This window comes from Streptomyces sp. NBC_00335, assembly GCF_036127095.1.
Taxonomy (GTDB): domain Bacteria; phylum Actinomycetota; class Actinomycetes; order Streptomycetales; family Streptomycetaceae; genus Streptomyces.
Genome location: NZ_CP108006.1, coordinates 1,478,244 through 1,498,263, shown reverse-complemented (window position 1 = coordinate 1,498,263; position 20,020 = coordinate 1,478,244). Strand labels below are relative to the sequence as shown.

Genomic DNA, 20,020 nt, shown 5'->3' with positions numbered 1-20,020 from the left:
CGTTCAGGTGCCGGGCACGGTGGGGGCCGTGCCCACGGTGGCGCGCAGGTGCTCCGCCAGCGCCCGCACCGTGGGGTGCTGGAAGAGGTCGGCCCAGCGCAGGGCCGGATCGATCCTGGTCAGGCTGCGCAGCGCTCCCATCGAATCGCCGCCCAGCGCGAAGAAGTTGTCGTCGCGAAGCACCTCGTCCACGCCGAGCAGTTCCTGCCACACCGCGGCGATGCGCTCCTCCCAGGGACCGTCGGGGCGGTTCTCCCCGAGGTGGACCGGTACGGGGGCGGGGTCGGGCAGTGCCTTGCGGTCGAGCTTGCCGTTCGGGCTGAGCGGCATGGCGGCCACGACCACGACGGCGCGGGGAACCAGGTAGTCGGGCAGGGTGCGGGCGAGATGCCCGCGCAGGGCGGCCGGGTCCAGGTGGTGCCCGGAGCGGGCCGCCACGTAGCCGATCAGCCGGGGCGAGCCCTGCGCACCCGGCTTCGCGACGACGACGGCTTCCTTGACGCCCTCATGGGTGCGCAGCGCGGCTTCGATGTCACCCAGCTCCACCCGCAGGCCGTTGACCTTGACCTGGAAGTCCGAGCGGCCGAGCAGTTCGATCAGGCCGTCGGCCCCGTACCGGGCGATGTCGCCCGTGTGGTAGAGGCGTTCCCCTGACACCTCTCCGTACGACCAGTCGAAGAATCGCTCCGCCGTCCGTTCGGGCTGTTCCAGGTATCCGCGGGCCAGGCCCGTGCCCGCCAGGTGGAGCATGCCCGGGACGCCGGGGGGCACGGGCCGCCGGGCCTCATCGAGGATGTACGTGCGCTGGTTGGCCATCGGGTGGCCGTAGGGGATGCTCGTCCACCGGGGATCGACCGCCTCCACCTCGAAGATCGTCGAGTGGATGGAGGCCTCGGTGGCGCCGCCGAGGGAGATGAACCGAAGGGCGGGAGCCAGGGCTCGGATTCGGTCGGCCAGCGTGAGCGGGATCCAGTCGCCGCCGAGCATGGCCAGCCGTAGCCGGGGCAGCGGCCGGGCGCAATCCGTGGTCTCCAGGTGCTCCGTCATGAGTTCCAGCAGGGCCGGAGCGGAGTTCCAGACCGTCACGTGGTGCTCGTCCAGCAGGTGCGCCCAGTGCGCGGGGTCCTTGGCCCGGCCGGGGTCGGGCAGGACTACGGTGCCGCCCGCGGCCGTGATGCCGAGGAACTCGTAGACGGACATGTCGAAGCTGGGCGAGGAGAGTCCCAGCACGCGGTCCTGCGGGCCCAGCTCGAAGCGGGTGTTGAGGTCGGTGAGGTTGTTGAGGACACCGCGGTGACGCAGCGCGATCGGCTTGGGTTCACCGGTCGATCCCGAGGTGTAGATGACGTAGCAGAGGTCGTCGGGGCCCGCGCCGCTCTCGACGTCGTGCTCGGGGCCGGCTTGCAGCACTGCCCGGTCACGGTCGAGCAGCAGTAGCTCGGCCCGGTGGCCGTCCGCCGGAGACGGAAGGTTGCCGGCGAGGTCGCTGCGGCTGATCAGTGCGGCGCAGGAGGAGCCGGACACCATTGTCGCGAGGCGCTGTGCGGGATAGTCGGGGTCCAGGGGCACGTAGGCGCCGCCCGCCTTCAGTACGCCGAGGAGGGCGATCAGCAGCTCGGGCGAACGGTCCAGACAGATGCCGACGCAGGTGCCGGGGCCGACACCGAGTCCGCGCAGGTGGTGGGCGAGGCGGTTGGCCGACTCGTTCACCTGCCGGTAGGTCCACCGGTCGGCGCCGCTGATCACCGCGGTGGCGTCGGGTGCGCCGGCCGTCCGGTCCTCGAACTCCTGGTGCAGGCAGTCCCGATGGGCGAGAGGGGTCTGCGTGCTGTTCCACGTCACCAGGATCCGGTGCAGCTCGTCGGCCGTGAGCAGCCGCAGCTGTGACACCGGGCGGTCCGGCTCGGCGAGCGCGGCATCGAGCAGGGTGTGGAAGTGCCCGAGGAGGCGGTCGGCGGTCTCGGCGGCGAACAGCCCCGCATCGTAGTGGAGTTCGAGGCGGCGACCGTCCTCGCCGAGGGGCAGGAGGGCCATCTGGAGTCCCGCCGGAGCGCCGTCCGGTCCGGCCTCGCCCAACTCGACTCGGACGGCGGCGGGTACGGCGACCGTGCCCCTTCGGGCCGTGACCGCCTCGGTCAACTCGCCCACGGTCGGGTCGCCGACGAACGACAGCCCCACACCGACCGTCCCGGCCTCCTGCCAGTCGACCGGCAGGTTCATCGCGGTCTGCGCGGTCAGGCGATGGAGCAGCGCGCCGAGGGTGGCGACGAGGACGTCCTCGGGCACCCCGACGGCGGTCAGTGTCTTCTCGTACGCGGGATCGAGAAGGATGTGCCGCACGGCCGTGCGGCGAGGCGTCGCGGAGCGGTGCGGGTGGTCCGGCGGAAGGGGGAGCCGGGGTCCGGCGCCGTCCTGCGGCCTGCCGATGGTCTCGTTCGATGTCATGGTTCCCTCTTGGTGGCGGAGGCGTTCAGCGGCCGTAGCCCGGCAGTGGGTGTCGCGCGCACAGGCGGGCCACTTCACCCCGTACGTGTTCTCGTACCTCCGGGTCGAGGCGGTACGAGGTGTCCCCGAGAGCCGTGGTCGCGGTCAGGACGGTGTGCAGGAGACGGGCGCACTCGGCTGCCTCCGCCGGGCCCATGCCGCGCTGGGCCATGACGTTGCTGCCCAGCCGCAGGCCGCTGGTGACCAGCGGCGGCCTGGTGTCGCCGGGGATCCGGTTGCGGTTGGTGAGGATGCCGCAGTCCTCCGCGGCGCCCTCGGCGATCACCCCGGTCAGGCCCTGGCCGCGGAGGTCCAGCAGCACCATGTGGTTGTCGGTGCCACCGGTGAGCACCCGGTGCCCGCGGGCCTCCAGGGCGGCGGCCACGGCCTGGGCGTCCTCGATGATCAGGCGGGCGGTCCGCTGGAAGTCGGGGGTGGCGACCAGGCTCAGCGCGCGGGCCTTGGCGGCGATCGCCGCGGGGTTCGGCGTGCCCTGGGACTGCGGGAAGACCGCGCGCTGCATGAGGCCGGCGAGCGTGCCGCGGCCGCCCGGGGCGGGAGCGTCGTGGTCCCGGCCGATCAGGATCAATCCACCGCGCGGGCCGCCCAGTTGCTTGTAGGTGCTGGTGGTGGTGACGTGGGCGTGGTCGATCGGGCTGGGGTGTTCGCCGGTGGCGACCAGTCCGGCGATGTGGGAGATGTCCGCGACGAGATAGGCCCCGACGGAGTCCGCGATGGCGCGGAACCGGGCGAAGTCCATGGTGCGGGGGTAGGCGCTGGCGCCGGCGATCAGCACCTTGGGGCGGTGCAGGCGCGCGAGCGCGGCGACCTGGGCGTAGTCGATGCGGCCGTCGCGGTCCAGCCCGTAGTGGACGGCGTGGAAGTGGTTGCCGGTCATCGAGGCCCGGGAGCCGTGCGTCAGATGGCCGCCGGAGTCCAGGTCCAGGCTGAGCAGGGTTCCCCCGGGCGGGACGAGCGCGTTCAGCACGGCGAGATTCGCCGACGAGCACGAGTGCGGCTGGACGTTGGCGTAGAGGGCGCCGAAGGCGGCCTTGGCCCGGGTGACGGCCAGCCGTTCGACCGCGTCGAAGCGGACCGCGCCGGAATGGTAGCGGGCGCCCGGATAGCCCTCCGCGGTCACGTTGGCGATGGCCGCGCCGGCGGCGGCGAGCACGGAGGGGGCGGCGACGCTCGCGGAAGCCACCATGGCCAGGGTCGCCTGCTGGCCGGCGGCCTCGGCGTCCAGCAGGCCGGCCAGCTCCGGGTCTGCCGCGGTCAGGGCCTCGGCTCCGCGCAGCAGCAGGTCACGCTGGGTGGCCGGGGTGAAGGTCGGATCCGCCACGATGGCGGCGGGCGTGCTCACACCAGCTCCTCAAGCGTCTTCCACAGCTCGGACCACTGCTCCGTCAAGTACATGTGACCGCCGCCGAATTGGACCGTCCGGAACGCGCCGGAGGTGAACGTCGACCAGTCCAGCCACTCGGCGGCGGGCGCGAGGTGGTCCGCTTCGCCCCGGACGGCCGTGAGGGGCATGGGCAAAGGGGAGAGGGTGGACGGCGCGTAGCCGGCCAGCAGGTTGACGTCGGCGCGCATCGCCGGCAGCAGGATCGCGCGCAGAGCGGGGTCGGCGAAGGCCGCGATGGGCCGGCCGGCGATGGCCGCCGCCTGGGCCGCCACCTCCTCGTCGTCGCCGTCGAGCGCTTCGGCCTGGCGGTGGCGCGGGCTGACGGCGCCGCTGACGACGAGGTGATCGGGGACCGGGCCGCCGGTGGCCATCAGATGGTGCGTGGCCTCGTAGGCCAGTGTCGCGCCGAAGCTGTGCCCGAAGACGACGAACGGCTCCGTCCCGGCAGCCGCCCGGATGCGTTCCGCGGTGCCGGCCGCGGCCTCGGCCATGGTCGCGTAGAAGGGCTCCGTGAACTCCTCCTCCCGGCCCGGGACTTGGATGGGAACGGCCCGTAGGACCGCGGAATCCCGGTGCAGCCAGGGGCGGAAGACCCCGGCTCCCGCACCCGCGTACGGCAGGCACATCAGCCTGATGGTCATGCGGGGCCTTCCGTGGTGAGGGTGCGTGGTGAGTCGCAGGAGGCGGCCAGACGGCCGAGGTGATCGTGAAAGGCGTTCAGGAGCCCGGGCAGATGCTGCGGCCAGGGCCCGTTCAGCGAGGCCTGGGCGATGCACTCCAGGGTCCCGTCGGGCATCTCGCCGACTTGGAGCTGGATCTCGGCCTGCCCGCCGATCGGCCTCACCGGCAGGGCGCGCATCCGTACCGGGCCTGCCGGGTGCTCGGCACGCCGCCAGCTCTCGAAGGCGAACAGGGCCTGGTAGACGGGCATCCGGCGGCTCGCGGTGGTCCGTACGGCCCGGATGATCTCGTCGCAGGGCAGCTCGGCGCCCACAATGCCGTCGCCCACGGCGGCCCACACCCGCTGGACCACACCGGGTGCGGACAGCTCGGGCATCCGGACCGGCAGGGTGTTGATCAGGCAGCCCAGTTCGTCCAGCTGGTCGGGCTCCCGGGCGGCCACCGGGGTTCCGATGCAGAAGCCGGCCCCGCCGGTCAGTTCGGCGAGCGCCCTGCCGTAGGCGGCGAGCAGCACCGCGTACGGGGAGCAGGCGCTGCGCCGGGCCTGCTCGCGTACCGCTTGCCACCCGGCCGCCGGGTAGGCGGTGCGCACCTCGGCCATGCCGGCCGCCGCCAGCTCCCGCTGGCTCGGGCCGGTTGCGGCCGCCGTGCCGCCGATGGGGCCGGGCAGGTCGTCCGCACCGGTCAGCAGGGCGCGCCAGTGCGCCGCGAGCGTCGCGCGCCGCCCGGGATCGAGAGAGGGCACGGCCTGCCGCTCCCGTACGGGCAGGTGAGGGTCACCGCCGTCCACGGCCCGGGCATAGGCCTGAGCCAGGTCGGAGGCGAAGATCTCCTGGGACAGGCCGTCGAAGGCGATGTGGTGGACCGCCAGGAAGACCGTGGCGCCCTGCGCATCGGGTGCGACGGCTGCGCGGTGCACCCGCCCGGCGGTGATGTCGAAGGTTCCGGGCCCCAGCAGCGCGGCGGCGGCCTCGTCGAAGCCCGTGCCGGGAGCGAGGCGGAGCGCCGGCTCGGCGACCGACTCCGCGAGGAGTACGCGCACCACCTCGCCGTCCTCGATGCGGAAGCCGGTACGCAGGGCCTCCTGGCGGTGCGCCACCGCGGCCAGCGCGGCGTCGAGCGACGGGAGGTCGACCGGCCCGTCGGCGCGGACGTGGGCGAGAACCCAGTTGGCGGGGCTCGACGGGGCGATCCGCTCACCGAGCCAGAACTGCCGTTCCAGCGCGGAGGCGGGCCGCACCCGCCCCTCGGAGCGGTCAGTCACGGGCCTGTTCCTTGACCGTCCCGCGGGACGTCCCCTGCGGGCCCCCTGCCGCCGTGTCCACCGTGGTCGCCGTGTCCGCTGCGTCTGCCGCGTCTGCCGCGTCCGCCGTGGTCGGCGTCCCGGCTCCCGGGTCCGGCTCCTCGGGCAGGGGCGGGGTGTCCATGTCGTGCAGTGCACGCCGGCGCAGCGAGACGAGGACCAGGACGAGGTAACTGGTACCGAAGACGAACAGGGTCCAGCGCAGGCCGATGCCGTCGATGGCCCAGCCGGCCGCCAGGATGCCCACCGGGGCGGCGCTCATCGCGACCGCTCCGGTCAGCGCGAAGACCCGTCCGCGCATGGCCTCGGGAACCTTCTCCAGCATCACGGTGGAGAGCGCCGGATTGAGCGGTCCGGCAGCCAGTCCGAGGAGGAAGGAGACCGCGATGCTCAGGACCGGGCCGAGCTCGGCGCCGAAGGCCAGCCGCAGCACACCGATGACCGCGAAGCATCCCAGCAGGGTCCAGCGGCGGCTGGTGAGCAGGCGCTTGCTGGCGGGACCGTAGAGGAAGGTGCCGGCCACGGCGCCGCAACCGGAGGCGGCCAGCAGCCAGCCGAGGTACTGGCCGCCGCCGAGCACCTGGTCGGAGTAGACCGGCAGGATGACCGGGGCGAAGGCGTCGTCGAGGAGGTTGGTGACGAAGACGAACGCCGTCATCGCGCCGATCACGGGGATCTGCTTGACCAGCGCCACGCCCTCGGTGAGCTGGCGCAGGAAGCCCTGCTGCCGGGAGCCGGGCGCGATCTTCCCGGCCGGCAGGGCCAGGGCGATCAGGAGCGCGGAGAGCAGGAAGGTCGCGGAGTCGATGTACATGCCGAGCACCGGACCGGCGGCGACGGCGAGCAGGCCGGCCAGCGGCGCGCCGATCAGGAGACCGAGCCTGGGACCGGCCTGGAGCCATGAGTTGGCGCTCTCCAGCCGTACTCCGGCCAGTTCGGCGAGCGGCTTGATCGTGCTCTGCCGGGCGGCGCCGCTCGGCGTCGAGCCGAGGCTGCGGACGAAGAGCAGTCCCATCAGGACCGGCAGCGAGAGTCCCACGGTGTCGTTGAGGAGCGGGATCAGGCCGATGAACACGCCGGCGAGGAGATCGCAGAACACGCTCACCCACTTCCCGCCGACGCGGTCGATCCAGACCCCGCCGACCGCTCCGGCGAAGATCAGCGGCAGGGTGTTGGCGAAGCCGGCCAGGCCGGTGGAGAACGAGCTGCCGGTCACTCCGAGGACGTACAGCGGCACCGTCACCAACGTCACCGCGTTGCCGAACGAGGACAGGTAGTGGGCGATCAGCAGGATCACCAGAGGCCGGCGACGGCGCACCACTGCGGCTTCGGACGGGGGGGCCGGGGTCATCGGTTCTCCTTGTGCACACCGCGGGTGGCGGCGAAGAGGTCTTCGAGGTACTGCTCCGAGACCCCGGCCCGGCCGGGTATCTCGGTGGCGGAGGCGCCGTCGGCCAGGACGGGGTTCCCTCGCGACAGCAGCAGTTCGGCGAGGGCGCCGGGAGTGGTCCGGGAGTCGATGTCCCGGGGACCGACGGTGAACCCCCGGGCCTTCAGCAGCCGGGCCAGGCGTACGGCCAGCAGCGGAGTGCCGCCGCTCGCGGCGAAACCCTCGTGCGCGGCGGTCGAGGGCACGGCGAGCGCCTCACACCATGCGGCGGTGACGATCGCCCCGGCCTCGTCGCGCGGGCTGGTGAGCGGTGTGTCGGGGGCGGTCGCGAAGAGCTCCACCAACTGCAGCAGCCGTCGGGCCAGGCGCTCCACGGTCTCCGGCTCGAAGAGCGCCGTACGGTACTCGAACCGCCCGTAGACGAGGTCGCCCAGATGCCACCAGGCGACCGTCGCATCCATCGACGAAATGCCCTCGGGCACCGCGTTCGCGTAGACGACGGCGCCGGGCACCTCGTAGGCGACCGTCTCGGCGAGATCGAGGTGGACGAGCATGGTCTTCAGGAGCGGATAGCTGTGGACGGACCGTTCGGGCGCGGCGGCCCGCACGATCTCGCCGAACGGCGTCTCGTGGTGTTCCGCGACGGCGGCGCCCGCCGCCTGGGTGGCGGCCAGGATGGCGTTCGGGGTCGCCTCCTCGGGGATCCGGATCCGGATCGGCACATTGGTGAGCAGGAAGCCGACCATGTCCTTGACCGCCGCCTGGCTGCGGGTCACGCTCGGCACCCCGATGACGATGTCCCGTACGCCGCTCTCCTCGAAGAGCAGAGCGGCGTACGCGGCGGTCATCGCGTTGGCGACGGTGCTGCGCGCCTGCTTGGCACGGGCGATGAAGGCGGCCGCCGTCTCCTTGTCCAGTACGAAGTTGTACTGGCGGCCGGTCCGGTCCTCGGTCTCGGTGGAGTGGTCGTACGGCAGGAGCGGCTTGTCGGGGAGGTCGGCAAGGTACTCGCGCCAGAAGGCGCGGTGCCGCTCGCCGTTCTCGCTCGCGAAGTAGTCCCGCTGCCACTGCGCGTAGTCGCCGAACTGGACCGGGAGTTCCGGCAGTTGCGCTTCCCTGCCCTCCTTGACGGACCGGTACGCCTCTATCAGCTCCTGGTTCAGCCGGACGTAGGACCACTGGTCGGTGAACGAGTGCGGCATGGTCTGGACGATCTGGTGGTCGCCACCGCCCAGGTGCGCCACCCCGATCCGCAGCACCGGATCGCGCGAGAGGTCGAAGGGCTTTCGGACCTGCTGCCGGACGTACGCGGCCCGGCGCTGCTCCCGCTCGTCCTCGGGCCCGTGCGCCAGATCCGTGAATTCGAGGTCGGCCCCGCGGTCCGGGTGCAGCCGCAGGCGTGGCTGTACGCCGTCCACCTCGATGGAACAGCGCAGCAGCTCGTGCCGGCGCACCACGGTGTCCACCGCGGTGGTGAAGGCCTGCCGGTCGAACTCGCCGAGGAAGCGCAGCCCGAACCCCAGGGTGTAGGTGGTGGTGCCGGGGTAGAGCTGGTCGAGGATCCAGAGCCGTTCCTGGTCCATGCCGACGGGGAAGGTGTCGCGCGGGCCGGGCCTGGGCCGCAGGGGACTGCGGCCCGAGCGGTTCTGGGACAGCCGGGCCGCCAGAGCGGCCCGCTGCCGCGGATCGAGCCCGGCGAGGCGGGCCGCGAGCGCGGCCTTGTCGGAGCTCATCGGGCACGCTCCGCGGGTACACAGGCGAACAGGGCGGGCAGGGCCGCCAGCACTTCGGCGGTGGGCAGGCCGAAGTCCACCAGGAATCCCACTTCGTCGACGCCCGCCGCCTTCAACTGGCCCAGCACCGCGGCGGCCTTCTCCGGTGGGCCGAGCAGCGAGGGGCCCGACAGGAAGTTGAGGTAGGCGCTCTCCAGGAGCAGTTCCTCGTCCTCGCCGGGAACGGCCGTGGTCTGGTTGCGGTACGCCCTCAGATAGCCGTGCATGGCGGGCCGCAGGAAGTCCTCCAGGTCGGGCCGGTCGCTGACGTAGGCGTGCACCATCGTCACCACATCGCCTTCTCCCGCGTGACCGGCGAGGCGCCATGCCTCGCGGTAGCGGGCGATGTTCTCCCGCAGCACGGGCAGCGTCTGGCCGAGCAGCGCCGTCATCACCCCGTACCCCGCACGTCCGGCGGCGGCGAACGTCTCCGGATTGCCGGCCGATGTGAGCCACACCGGCAGCTCGGGCTGTACGGGTCGGGGGCCGGTGCGGACGGCGGCCCGGCCGCCCGCGGTGGTGGGGTGGCTCACCGCCTCGCCCCGCCAGTGCGCCCGTACCTGCTCGATGATCTGCCCGGTGCTCTCGCGGCGTTGCGCGTAGTCCGTGCGGGAGAGCACGAAGTCGTCCGGGTGCCAGCCGCTGGCGAACGAGATGCCGGTGCGCCCGCCCGACAGGTTGTCGACCATCGACCATTCCTCGGCGACCCGCGCCGCGTGGTGCAGTGGCGCGGCCACGCTGCCGGCCCGGATGTGCAGCTTCTCGGTGCGCACGGCGATGGCGGCCGCCAGCACCGCCGGGTTCGGCGAATGGCCGCCGAAGTCCACGAAGTGCCGCTCCGGCAGCCAGACGGCGTGCAGTCCCGCCGTGTCCGCCAGGGCCGTCGAGTCCAGGACGAAGCGGTAGTACTCCGGCGCGGGGACGGCGTCGGCGCTGGCGAAGAGGTACAGGCTCTGCCGGGCCGGCGCGCCCGAAGCCCCGGCGCCGGTGTCCGTGGCAGCGGTACGGCTGGTGCTCCGGCGCATCTCCTGGCCGATCAGGCGCCGCTGTTCGGGCGTCAGGGCGGCCAGCCGCCGGGACAGGTCGTTCACTGGGTGTCCTCCATCTCGTCGAGCAGGCGGAGGAGTTCGGCGTCATCGCGCCCGGCGGCGAGCTCCTCGGCGCGGGCGACGAACGCGGAGAGGTCGGAGTGCTCGTAGAGGTCTCCGAGGCCCGCGCCGAGCAGCAGGGCGTCGTTGACCACGGAGATGAGCTGGGCGGCCTGCAGCGAAGTGCCGCCGAGGGCGAAGAAGTTGTCCGACGGGCCGAGCGGGTCGCCGCCGAACGCCTCCTGCCAGATGCCGGTGATCACGGTGGCGATCTCCCCGCCGTCCTCTGCCGGCTCCTCCGGCCGGGGCAGGCCTTCGACACCCTGATCCCGGGCCTGTACGGAGTCGCCCGCCGGGGCGGGAGAAGGCGCGGGGAGCGGGGCGTCGATCCAGTGCCGGGTGGCCGCGAAGGGGTAGCCGGGGAGGGCCGTGGGCCGGAGGGGCCTGGGCGGCTCGAAGTCCACCGCGCAACCGGCCGCCCACAACCGGGCCAGCGCGTCCTCCCAGGCCAGTACCTCATCCTGGCCGGACCGGCCGAGCATCTCGATGACCCTCGGCGCCGGCTCCCCGCCCTGGACCCGGGCCGCCCTGCGCACCGGGTTGGTGAGCGCCCGGCCCTGGTGGAGGCCGACGACCACATCGGGACGTCCGGCCAGCAGGGTCCGGACCCCGTCCGCCAGACGCACGGTTCCGCGCAACTGCGCGGCCCAGTAAGACGCGTCGGTCGCCTGGGCGTCGGTCAACGCGGATCCGGTGAGATTGGAGATGACCGTGAGCCGGGGAGCCGACAGGCTCGTAGCGCCGAGGAACTCCCCGAACCGGTCCGCGGCCAGCTGCATCGCCTCGGAATGGAAGGCGTGGGCGGTGCCGAGCCTGATCGTCACGAGCCCGCGCTCGGCGCACCGCCGCTCCAGCTCGGTCACCGCGTCGAGTCCGCCGCCGAGCACCGTCGCGTCGGGGCCGTTGACGCCGCAGACGTCGATGGGCAGCCCGGCCGCGAGATCCCGGGCGGCCCGCTCGCCCAGCGGGACGGCGAGCATCGCCCCGGCGGGTGCTTCACCCATCAGCGCCCCGCGCCGTACGACGGCCGCAGCGGCATCCTCGACGCTGAACACGCCCGCGTACGCGGCCGCGGTCAGTTCGCCGACGCTGTGCCCGAGCAGCGTGCCCGGGCGCACCCCGCGGCGTTCCAGCCGCCACAGGGACGCCAGACCGAGGCTGAAGAGCAACGGCTGCACCACGGCGGTGTCCAGGAGCCGCGGGTCCTCGCCCGGCCAGGCGGCGCTGCCGCGCAGATCCGGACCGCCGACGCGCAGCACGAGGTCGTGCAGCCGCGCGAGATCGGCCGCGAAGGCGGGGTCCTCCTCGGCCGACTGAGCGCCGATCCCCGCCAGACTCACGCCCTGTCCCGGCAACAGCACGGCCACCGCCGGCTCGGATACCGCCGGCCGGGGCCCGGCGTCCTTTGCGGTCTCCCGCAGGAACTCCTGCAGGCGTTCGCGAGCGGCCGCCGGCTCCGCGGGCAGGGCGACGGCCGCGCGGTGGGCGAGCCGGCGGCGCCCGTACCAGAGGGTGCCGAGCAGCGCGGGGAGCTCGGTGTCCGCACCGGCTCCGCCGAGCCAGTCGGCCAGGTGCGCGGCCTTGTCCCTCAGTGCCTGCGGGCCGGCGGCCGAGAGCACCGCCACACGGTGACCGGCGGATCCGGCCGCGGCTTCGGTGGGGCCCGGTGTCGCGTCGGCAGGGGCGAGGATCATGTGCGCGTTGGTACCGCCGAGGCCGAAGGAGCTGACGGCGGCCCCCCTCGGCAGCCGGCCGCCCCAAGGCTGAGCCTGACGGGGGATGAAGAAGCGGGCGTCGCCGAGCTCGGCGTCCGGACCGTCGCCCGGCTGGGCCGGCACCGGGGGGAGCACGTCGTGCTGGAGCGCCAGCACCGTCTTGATCAGGCCCAGCACACCGGCCGCGGTGTCGGTGTGGCCGATGTTCGGCTTCACCGTGCCGATCGCGCAGCGGGGACCGGCGGCGCCGGTCCCGTAGACCTCGGCGAGCGCGGCCAGTTCGACTTGGTCGCCGAGGACCGTTCCGGTGCCGTGGGCCTCGATGTGGCCGATGTCACCGGCGCTGAGCCCGGCGATTTCGAGGGCTTCACGGATCACCTCGGCCTGGCCGCGCGGGCTGGGCGCGGACATCGCCATCCGGTCGGCGCCGTCGTTGTTGACGGCGCTGGCGACGATGTGGGCCCGGGCGGGCCCGGGGCCGGCGGCGATGTCGGCCGACCGGCGCAGCACCACGACCCCCGCCCCGCTCGACGGGACCGTACCCAGGCTGCCCTGGGTGAAGCTGCGGCAGCGCCCGTCCGGCGAATGGATGCCGCCCTCGGACCAGTCGTACCGGGGCTGCTCGACCGGGAAGACGGTCACCCCGCCCGCGATGGCCACGTCGCACTCGTAGGTGAGCAGGCTGCGCACCGCCTGGTGAACGGCGACGAGGGAGGTCGAGCAGGCCGTCTGCACCGTGATGCTGGGACCGGTGAAGCCGAGCCGGTAGGAGAGCGAGGTGGCCAGGTAGTCGCGGGAGTTGCCGAACTGGATCTGCTCGAAGCCATGGGCCCGCACGGTCCGCCGGGCGGGAAGGACGTTGCCGTGCAGGTAGGAGTCGGGACCGCTGCCGACGAAGACGCCGACCCGGTCGGTGGAACGCTCGGTGTCCAGGCCCGCGTCCTCCAGCGCTTCCCAGACCAGTTCGCAGAGCACCCGGTGCTGGGGGTCGGTGAGGGCGGCGTGAGCGGGGGGCATGGCGAACAGCTCGGTGTCGAACTCGGCGAAACGGTCGATCTGCCCGGCGGGCAGTCCACCGCCGTCCGAGTCCGCGTCCGTATCCGCGTCCGTATCCGCGGAGGCCGTGGACGTGGCCCGGGCCGCCGGCAGCGATACCTCGCCGCGGACGAGGTTCGACCAGAAGGCCTCAGGGTTCGACGCCCCCGGGGCCCGAAGCGCCATCCCGATCACGGCAACGGCATTGTCCGGCTCTGTCATGCCCCGCTCCTTGCTGTGCGTACGGTCTGCGCGTCGTCCTGGCGTGAACCGAGGACGGCCGCCAGCCGACGGGGGGTCGAGTTGCGGAACACGTCGCGCACCTTGATGTCGGGGAAGCCCTGCTCCCGCAGGGCAGCGGCCAGCAGCACCGCCTGCACGGAGGTGCCTCCGAGGTCGAAGAAGTTGTCGTCCGGGTCGACGGGGACGCGAAGGACGTCCTGCCAGACGCCGGCCATGGCGGCCTCGGGGCCCGAGCGTTCGGCCCGCACCGCAACCGCGGCCGCGTCGCTCCGTGCCGGTTGCGGATCCGGGAGCCGGGCGGCGTCGAGCTTGCCGTTCGCGGTGAGCGGCAGCTCGGGCACCGCGGTGAGGGTGGCGGGCAGCAGGTACCCGGGGAGCCGCTCGGCGAGCAGCTGCCGGATGTCGGCGAGGTCCCCTTGAGCCTCGGTGACCACGTACGCGTCCACCCTGGCGGTCGAGGACCCGCCGGGCGTGCGGACCAGCGCCGCGGCGGCCTGGACCCTGCGGTCCTCCAGCAGGGCGTGCCGGATCTCGCCGAGTTCGATGCGGTGTCCGCGGATCTTCACCTGGTCGTCGAGCCGGCCCAGGTACTCCAGCGAGCCGTCGGCGAGGAAGCGTCCGAGGTCGCCGCTGCGGTAGAGCAGGCGCCGGTCGGGCCAACCCTTCAGATGGTCCTCGGAGAACCGGTCGGCGTTCAGCTCGGGCCGGTTCAGATAGCCCTGCGTCACACCGGCCCCGCCGACGTGGATCTCGCCGGGTACGCCGGGAGGAGCGGGGCGCCCGCGACCGTCCAGGACGTACATGTCCCACCCGGGCAGCGGCCGCCCGATCGAACGGCTGCCGCGCCGCGCCTCGGCGAGGTCGACGGTGTGCCACGTGCAGAAGACGGTGGTCTCGGTGATCCCGTACATGTTGACGGGCCGGCAGACGTCCGCCGGGTACCGGTCCAGCCAGGGCAGCAGCATGCCCCGGTCGAGGGCCTCGCCACCGAAGACGAGCAGGCGCACGGCGAGGCCTCCGCCCTGGAACGCCTCGGTGTTCAGCAGCTGGGCGAACGCGGACGGCGTCTGGTTGAGGACCGTCACGCCCTCGGTCCGCAGCAGGCCGTGGAAGGCCTCCGCGTCGCGCGAGACGTCGTACGGGACGACGACCAGGCGACCGCCGCTCAGCAGGCAGCCCCAGATCTCCCACACGGAGAAGTCGAAGGCGAGCGAGTGGAAGTACGACCACACGTCGTCCTTGCCCGGCGCGTACTCCCCGCGCGTCGCGGCCAGCAGGGCGGCCACGTTGCGATGGCTGACCAGGACGCCCTTGGGACGGCCGGTGGATCCGGAGGTGTAGATGACGTACGCGGTGGTGTCGGGGCCCACGGCCGGCAACGGCCGGGAGCCGTCTTCGGGTTCCGCGGTCACCGGGATGCTGCGCAGGCCTTCGATGTCGGCCAGCATCCCGGGCTGGGTGACGACGGTGCGCATCGCGGTGTCCTCGACGATGAAGGCGAGGCGCTGCGCGGGGTAGTCCGGGTCGAGGGGGACGTAGGCGGCGCCCGCACGCAGCACCGCGAGCACGGCGAGCACCTGGCCCACCCCGCGGTCCAGGCAGACACCGACCCGGTCGCCCACCCGGACACCCGCCTCGATCAGCGCGGCGGCCAGCGACCTGGATCGGTCGTCGAGTTCGCGGTAGCTGAGCCGGTCGTTCCCGCAGACCACGGCGGTGCGCCCGGCGGCATCACGGCTCTGCCGCTGGAACAGCTCGGTCAGCGCGGCCGCGGGCTCACCGAGCGCCTCGCCCCGGCCGGTCGCCAGCAGACGGGCGAGTTCGGCGGCCGGCAAGGTGTCCACCGCGTCGAGCCGCTGCCCGGGGTTCTCGGTGAAGGCGGCGAGTACGGACACCACCTGACGGCAGAACAGGGCGGCTGCCGTCTCGGTGACCAGGCTCCGCTGATGACGGAGCAGCATCCTGATGCCGGCCGGGCGGTCGGGCTCCTGGTACAGGCCGAGGGTCAACGGGAAATGGGCCGTCCCGAGCCCCTCGTCCCGGTGCGGAACGGCGAGCAGGTCCCCGTCCCGCAGCTCCGGCGGAGCGGCGATGGCCGAGACGACCAGCTGGGGTGCGGCGAGACCCGACTCCGGCAGGACGCTGGACAGTGGCAAGTCGGCGTCGCGGTAGGCCTGCACGCTGCGGCCGTGCACGGCCCGCAGGAAGTCGGTGACGAGGGAGTCCTCGTCAAGGTGCACCGGGATGGCCGCGGTGTTGTTGAAGTACCCGATGGTGGCGGCGTGCGCCGGCGAACGCCGGGAGACGGTGGTGCCGACGACCGGTCGGGCGCAGGCGGAGTTCCGGCCGAGAACGAAGCCGGCGGCGGCGAGGAAGACCGAATGGGCGGCGATCCCGAGTTCCGAGGCCAGCTTCCGGACGCCGTCGTGCAGGTGGGCGGGGACGTCCGCCTCGGCGGTGCCGCCTCCGGCGGCTCCCGTGCCGCCGGGCTCGCCCGCCCAGTCCAGGGAGGGGAGGGTGTCGGCGGCCGCCAGTTCGGCCCGGATCTCGGCCGCTCGTCCGGCCCGCCCGGGCAGCCGGTCGCGAGCCGCGGCCGACCAGTCGGCAAAGGTGTGGACGGGTTTCGTCTCCTCGCCCACCAGGAGCCGGCGTGCGATCAGCTCCAGGGACGGTGCGTCGACCACGAGGTGGTGCGCGACGAGTACGAGGTCGGCGGTTCCTGCCGGGTAGGTGAGGAGGGTCGCCCTCAGCAGCGGTCCGGTGGCGAGGTCCAGCGGGTGCGTCAGCTCGCTGTGCACCCGCAGGCGGGCTTCCGCGCCGTCGCGTTCGACCGGAAGGTCGACGCGGTGCAGACGCGGTCGGTTCGGCGCCGTCTCCAGGTACCAGGTCCCGCCGTCCTCCAGGACGCGCGCGGCGAGTACGGGATGGGTGTCGAGCAGGAGCTCGAACCGCTCGGCGAGCCGCACCGGGTCGAGCTTCCCGGTGATCCGGTAGACCGCGGTGACGTTGTAGGTGGCGGGGTCTTCCGCGGCCCGGTCGGCGGTGTAGAGGTCGACCTGGTTGGGGGCCAGTTCCCGGCGCATGGTCAGCTCCCCGCGTTGTCGATCGCGATCAGGCGGGCGATCGCGTCGGCCTCGGTCGCCTGCAGGACGTCGAGGTAGTCGATCTCCCGACCGGTCAGCTCGTAGATCCTGCCGACCAGGAGGACCGCACGGAACGAGTCGCCGCCGTTCTCCAGGAACCCCGTACCGATATTCGCCTCGGGGCCGAGGATTTCTCTCCAGAGTCCCTCGGCAACCTCCGCGGAATTATTTGCATTGCCGGGAAGGATTGGAGAAGAGTCAGTGTCGAATTCCATGGAAAAGCCCCCGTAGGCCGACGGTCTCGATTTCGCACTGCATCCGCGACCGTTTGGGCGCGATATCGACACGTAGCCGACGCTAAGTCAACTTACTGCCGATTGTCGGTCGATGAGCAGGGCGAACAGCCTTGGCGACGTTACAGAGCGCAGGTCAATCGAATCAATGTGACCCCGCTCACAGTGTCTTGAACCATTCCATCCGGCTGAATTTCGCCTGCGAATCACAGCCTCTGTGTATTTTCGGTGAAACTCGCTTGACAGGCAAAAATGATCTTCCTAGTGTGACCGGCAGAAATTCGGCCGAAATTTCCACTCGGGGGAGCTGTCCCATGTCGGGAAGCGAATGGGATGGGACTGCGGGCAGGTCTGCCGATCCCGGGCAGTTGAGGTTCTTCCTGCTCGACCAGCAAGGTGGCAGGGCGACACTGCTCCACCACATCAGCGTGCACGGCCCCGTCGATCCGGACCGGCTGCTCGCGGCCGCACGGGCGGTCTGCGAGGCGCAGCCGGCCCTGCGGACCTCGCTGCACCTGACTCCGGAAGGCCTGGTGCAGTACGCCCACCCCGCGTCCGACGTGGACATCACGGCCGAGCGGGCGGCCCGCGGGAGTGATCTCGCCGACCGGATCGCCGAGACCCGGGCCCCTTTCGAACACGGCGCGGGGCCGCTGTGCAGGATCCGGATCGTCACCACGCCGGACACCACCCACTGCTTGGTGGGCGTCCACCACGCGGTGTTCGACGAGGATTCCACCGGCGTCCTGATGCGGCAGCTCGCCCGTGCGTACGAGGAAGGGCCACAGGCCCTGCCCCACGCCACCCACCGCCCGAGGCTCCCGAGCCCCGAACGTGCCGCGATCCTGGACGCGTTCTGGTCCGGCCGGCTCGACGGCTGCCCCCAAGACGTGGCCCTTCCGCGGATCGCGTCCACGGGGCCGGGCGGGCACGGCATCGTGTCCGTGCCGCTCACCTCCGAGTCGGCCGCGACGCTGCGCCGGCGTGCGAGGGAAAGCGGCGCAACGCCCTTCGCCCAAGTGCTGGCCGCCGTCGCCGCCGTCATCGGCTGGTACGGCGGGACCGAGGACATCGTGCTCGCCACGGTCGCGGCCAACCGCACCCCACAGGACAGCGAAGTGATCGGCTGCCTGCAGAACACCCTCCCGGTCCGCCTGGAGCTGGCTGGGGCCGACACCACTTCGGTGCTCGACCGGGCGGTCGACGCACTCTTCGACGCCGTCGATCACGCCGATCTGCCCATCGAGGACATCCTCCGGCTGGTCGGAGCGGCGCGCAGCCCGGGGCGCAAACCGCTGACCCAGATCATCTGCACCCAGTCCACCGCTCCGGCCGCGCTCGACGTCGGCCCCCTGCGCTGGCAGCTCCTTCCTCCCGTCCCCACGGAGGCCGAGTACGAACTCGCCGTCACGCTCCACCAGGACCCCTCCGGCGCGCTCGCTCTGACGGTCGAGCACCAACTCGACGCACTGGCCGGGCCCGCGGCCCGGTTGTTCGCGGAGCACCTGATCCGGGCGCTCTCGGCGTTCGGGGCCACACCGGCCGTTCCCCTCACCGAGCTGGCCTTGTCCGACCCGGACGTACCGCCCCGGCGGGCCGTCACGCGCAGCCCCTGGGCGACGGTGGCGGACCGCGTCGGCGAGCACGCCCTGCGCCGGCCCGCGGCCGTCGCGCTCGTGACCGACCGGGAGCAGCTCGACTACGCCGAGCTCGACCGCCGCGTCCGGGGCCTTGCCGCCGTGCTGATGGAGGCGGGCGTGCGGCCCGGCGACCGGGTCGGCGTCTGTCTGCCGAGGACGGCGTCCCTGGTCGTCGCCCTGCTCGCCGTCTGGCGGGTGGGCGGGGCCTACGTTCCGCTGGACCCCCAGTACCCCGTCGGTCGACTGCGCCTGATGATCGAGGACACCCGGCCGGCCGCGGTGATCGGGGACGCGGTCCCGGGCCTGGTCCCGCAGGGCGTGGAGATCCCCGTACTCGCCCCGGACGCGGTGGCCGCCACCATGCCGGGACAGTGGCCGGTGGTGCGCCCGCAGGACCAGGCCTACGTCATCCACACCTCCGGCACGACCGGCAGGCCCAAGGGCGTGGTCGTCCGGCACGAGAATCTGTCCGCGCTCTTCGCGGCCTTCGAGGAACAGCTGCCCTCGACTCCCCGGGTGACCGTCGCCGGCACCAGCATCTCCTTCGACATCAGCGGGCTCGAAATGCACTGGCCCCTCGCCGCCGGTCGCACCGTACTGCTGACCAGCCACCGCGAGGTCGCCGACGCCCGGGTACCCCACGGCGCCCTCTACCAGTGCACCCCCACCATGGCCCGGATCCTGGCCGACGACCCGGCGGGCCGCCGGCTGCTGGGCGGGCTGGGTGCCCTGCTGGTCGGCGGCGAGCCCTTGCCCCGCGACCTGGCCGACCGGCTGACCGATCTGGTCCCCGGCCCCGTCCTCAACTGCTACGGCCCGACCGAGACCACCATCTGGTCCACCGTGTGGCGAGTGGTGCCCGGAGTTCCGGTACACATCGGTCACCCGCTGACCGGCCAGGAGTGCAGGGTGGTCGATGTCCATGGCCGTCGGATGCCACCGGGCGTCCCCGGCCGACTGCTGATCCTCGGGGAAGGCGTGAGCTCCGGCTACTGGGAGCAGCCGGAGCTGACCTCCGCGAAGTTCCGCGAGCACGAGGGCCGCCTCTGCTACGAAACCGGCGATCTGGCGGTCCTCGACCCCGAGCACGGAGTCCGCTTCCTCGGCCGGGCCGACACCCAGGTCAAGGTGCTCGGCCAGCGGATCGAACTGGCCGAAATCGAGTCCGTCCTGCGCGCGCACCCCACCGTCCGGGACGCCGTGGCCACGGTCACGGCCGACGGTACGGCCATCACCGCCTGCCTGGTCCCCACCGAACCGGGCTCCTCGAAGCAGGCGGTGCCCGCACCGGCGGCGTTCGTCGACGAGATGCGCCGCCACGCCGCGACCTCGCTCGTCGCGGCGATGATCCCCGCCCGCTGGCTGCTCGCCGCAGAGCTGCCCCAACTTCCCAACGGCAAGCTGGACCGGGCCACCGTGGCCGACTGGGCGGCCGAGGCCGCACCGGTCTCCCTCCCGCCGGCGGTCCCGGCAGCGGGGGAGCCCCCGGCCGCCGCCGAACTGGTCCGGGACACCTGGGAACACGTCCTCGGCGCTCCCGTAGCAGGGCTGGACACCGGGTTCTTCGACCTCGGTGGCACGTCCAGCGGCATCCTGCGGGTGCTCGCGCTCCTGCGGCGGCAGTACCCGCAGCTCCACGCGGCCGACCTCTTCCGTCATACGACGGTCCGCGCTCTGGCCCGCCATCTCGACGCCGTGGACGAGGACGCAGGCCCCGTGCATCCGGGGCCCTCCCGGCCCGCTGCGCGCGCCGCCGCGAGGAGCAGAGCCCTGGGCGGATGGCGCAGGCGGACCGAGCAATCTCCTTAGCGACACCGGCGACAGAAGG

At 72.8% G+C, this 20,020-nt stretch carries 11 protein-coding genes; 1 reads left to right on the top strand and 10 read right to left on the bottom strand.

Annotation, left to right across the window (positions count from 1 at the left end; all coding sequences use genetic code 11):
* Positions 1 to 3 precede the first annotated feature (3 nt).
* Genes OHA37_RS06815 through OHA37_RS06770 form a run of 10 tightly spaced genes read right to left on the bottom strand, consistent with a single transcriptional unit; the run spans position 4 to position 16,534 of the window.
* Entirely contained in the window at positions 4 to 2,445 is a 2,442-nt protein-coding gene (locus tag OHA37_RS06815) for a non-ribosomal peptide synthetase (RefSeq protein ID WP_266903436.1), read from the bottom strand.
* Positions 2,446 to 2,470: 25 nt separating this feature from the next.
* Entirely contained in the window at positions 2,471 to 3,847 is a 1,377-nt protein-coding gene (glyA, locus tag OHA37_RS06810) for a serine hydroxymethyltransferase (protein ID WP_266903435.1), read from the bottom strand.
* Positions 3,844 to 4,530 (bottom strand): thioesterase II family protein, encoded by a 687-nt coding sequence (locus OHA37_RS06805; RefSeq protein ID WP_266903434.1) that lies wholly within the window; start codon positions 4,528 to 4,530, stop codon positions 3,844 to 3,846. The genes glyA and OHA37_RS06805 overlap by 4 nt, the downstream gene beginning before the upstream one ends.
* Complete coding sequence (locus OHA37_RS06800) at positions 4,527 to 5,834, bottom strand: condensation domain-containing protein (protein ID WP_266903433.1); 1,308 nt, start codon at positions 5,832 to 5,834, stop codon at positions 4,527 to 4,529. Before OHA37_RS06800 ends, OHA37_RS06805 begins: the two co-directional genes overlap by 4 nt.
* Positions 5,827 to 7,224 carry an MFS transporter gene (locus tag OHA37_RS06795; RefSeq protein WP_266903432.1) on the bottom strand — a complete coding sequence of 466 codons (1,398 nt, stop codon included), beginning with the start codon at positions 7,222 to 7,224 and terminating at the stop codon, positions 5,827 to 5,829. Before OHA37_RS06795 ends, OHA37_RS06800 begins: the two co-directional genes overlap by 8 nt.
* Positions 7,221 to 8,996 (bottom strand): condensation domain-containing protein, encoded by a 1,776-nt coding sequence (locus tag OHA37_RS06790; protein WP_266903431.1) that lies wholly within the window; start codon positions 8,994 to 8,996, stop codon positions 7,221 to 7,223. Before OHA37_RS06790 ends, OHA37_RS06795 begins: the two co-directional genes overlap by 4 nt.
* Positions 8,993 to 10,126: a MupA/Atu3671 family FMN-dependent luciferase-like monooxygenase gene (locus OHA37_RS06785; RefSeq protein WP_266903430.1), complete on the bottom strand. Its 1,134-nt coding sequence runs from the start codon at positions 10,124 to 10,126 to the stop codon at positions 8,993 to 8,995. Before OHA37_RS06785 ends, OHA37_RS06790 begins: the two co-directional genes overlap by 4 nt.
* Positions 10,123 to 13,155, bottom strand: a complete 3,033-nt coding sequence (locus tag OHA37_RS06780) for a type I polyketide synthase (protein WP_266903429.1) — start codon at positions 13,153 to 13,155, stop codon at positions 10,123 to 10,125. Before OHA37_RS06780 ends, OHA37_RS06785 begins: the two co-directional genes overlap by 4 nt.
* Positions 13,152 to 16,259, bottom strand: coding sequence for a non-ribosomal peptide synthetase (locus OHA37_RS06775; protein WP_266903428.1), 3,108 nt, complete (start codon positions 16,257 to 16,259; stop codon positions 13,152 to 13,154). The genes OHA37_RS06780 and OHA37_RS06775 overlap by 4 nt, the downstream gene beginning before the upstream one ends.
* 2 nt (positions 16,260 to 16,261) lie before the next feature.
* Positions 16,262 to 16,534, bottom strand: a complete 273-nt coding sequence (locus tag OHA37_RS06770; RefSeq protein WP_266903427.1) for a phosphopantetheine-binding protein — start codon at positions 16,532 to 16,534, stop codon at positions 16,262 to 16,264.
* Positions 16,535 to 16,866: 332 nt separating this feature from the next.
* Here OHA37_RS06770 and OHA37_RS06765 point away from each other — a divergent pair, with 332 nt between their 5' ends.
* The gene (locus OHA37_RS06765) at positions 16,867 to 20,001 is read left to right on the top strand and encodes a non-ribosomal peptide synthetase (RefSeq protein ID WP_266903426.1); all 3,135 of its coding nucleotides are present in this window, start codon (positions 16,867 to 16,869) and stop codon (positions 19,999 to 20,001) included.
* Positions 20,002 to 20,020: the final 19 nt, after the last annotated feature.

Coding starts and splice junctions, on each gene's coding strand:
- OHA37_RS06815 (WP_266903436.1), bottom strand. CDS start 2,445: ATGACATCGAACGAGACCATCGGCAGGCCGCAGGACGGCGCCGGACCC.
- OHA37_RS06805 (WP_266903434.1), bottom strand. CDS start 4,530: ATGACCATCAGGCTGATGTGCCTGCCGTACGCGGGTGCGGGAGCCGGG.
- OHA37_RS06795 (WP_266903432.1), bottom strand. CDS start 7,224: ATGACCCCGGCCCCCCCGTCCGAAGCCGCAGTGGTGCGCCGTCGCCGG.
- OHA37_RS06790 (WP_266903431.1), bottom strand. CDS start 8,996: ATGAGCTCCGACAAGGCCGCGCTCGCGGCCCGCCTCGCCGGGCTCGAT.
- OHA37_RS06780 (WP_266903429.1), bottom strand. CDS start 13,155: ATGACAGAGCCGGACAATGCCGTTGCCGTGATCGGGATGGCGCTTCGG.
- OHA37_RS06775 (WP_266903428.1), bottom strand. CDS start 16,259: ATGCGCCGGGAACTGGCCCCCAACCAGGTCGACCTCTACACCGCCGAC.
- OHA37_RS06770 (WP_266903427.1), bottom strand. CDS start 16,534: ATGGAATTCGACACTGACTCTTCTCCAATCCTTCCCGGCAATGCAAAT.
- OHA37_RS06765 (WP_266903426.1), top strand. CDS start 16,867: ATGTCGGGAAGCGAATGGGATGGGACTGCGGGCAGGTCTGCCGATCCC.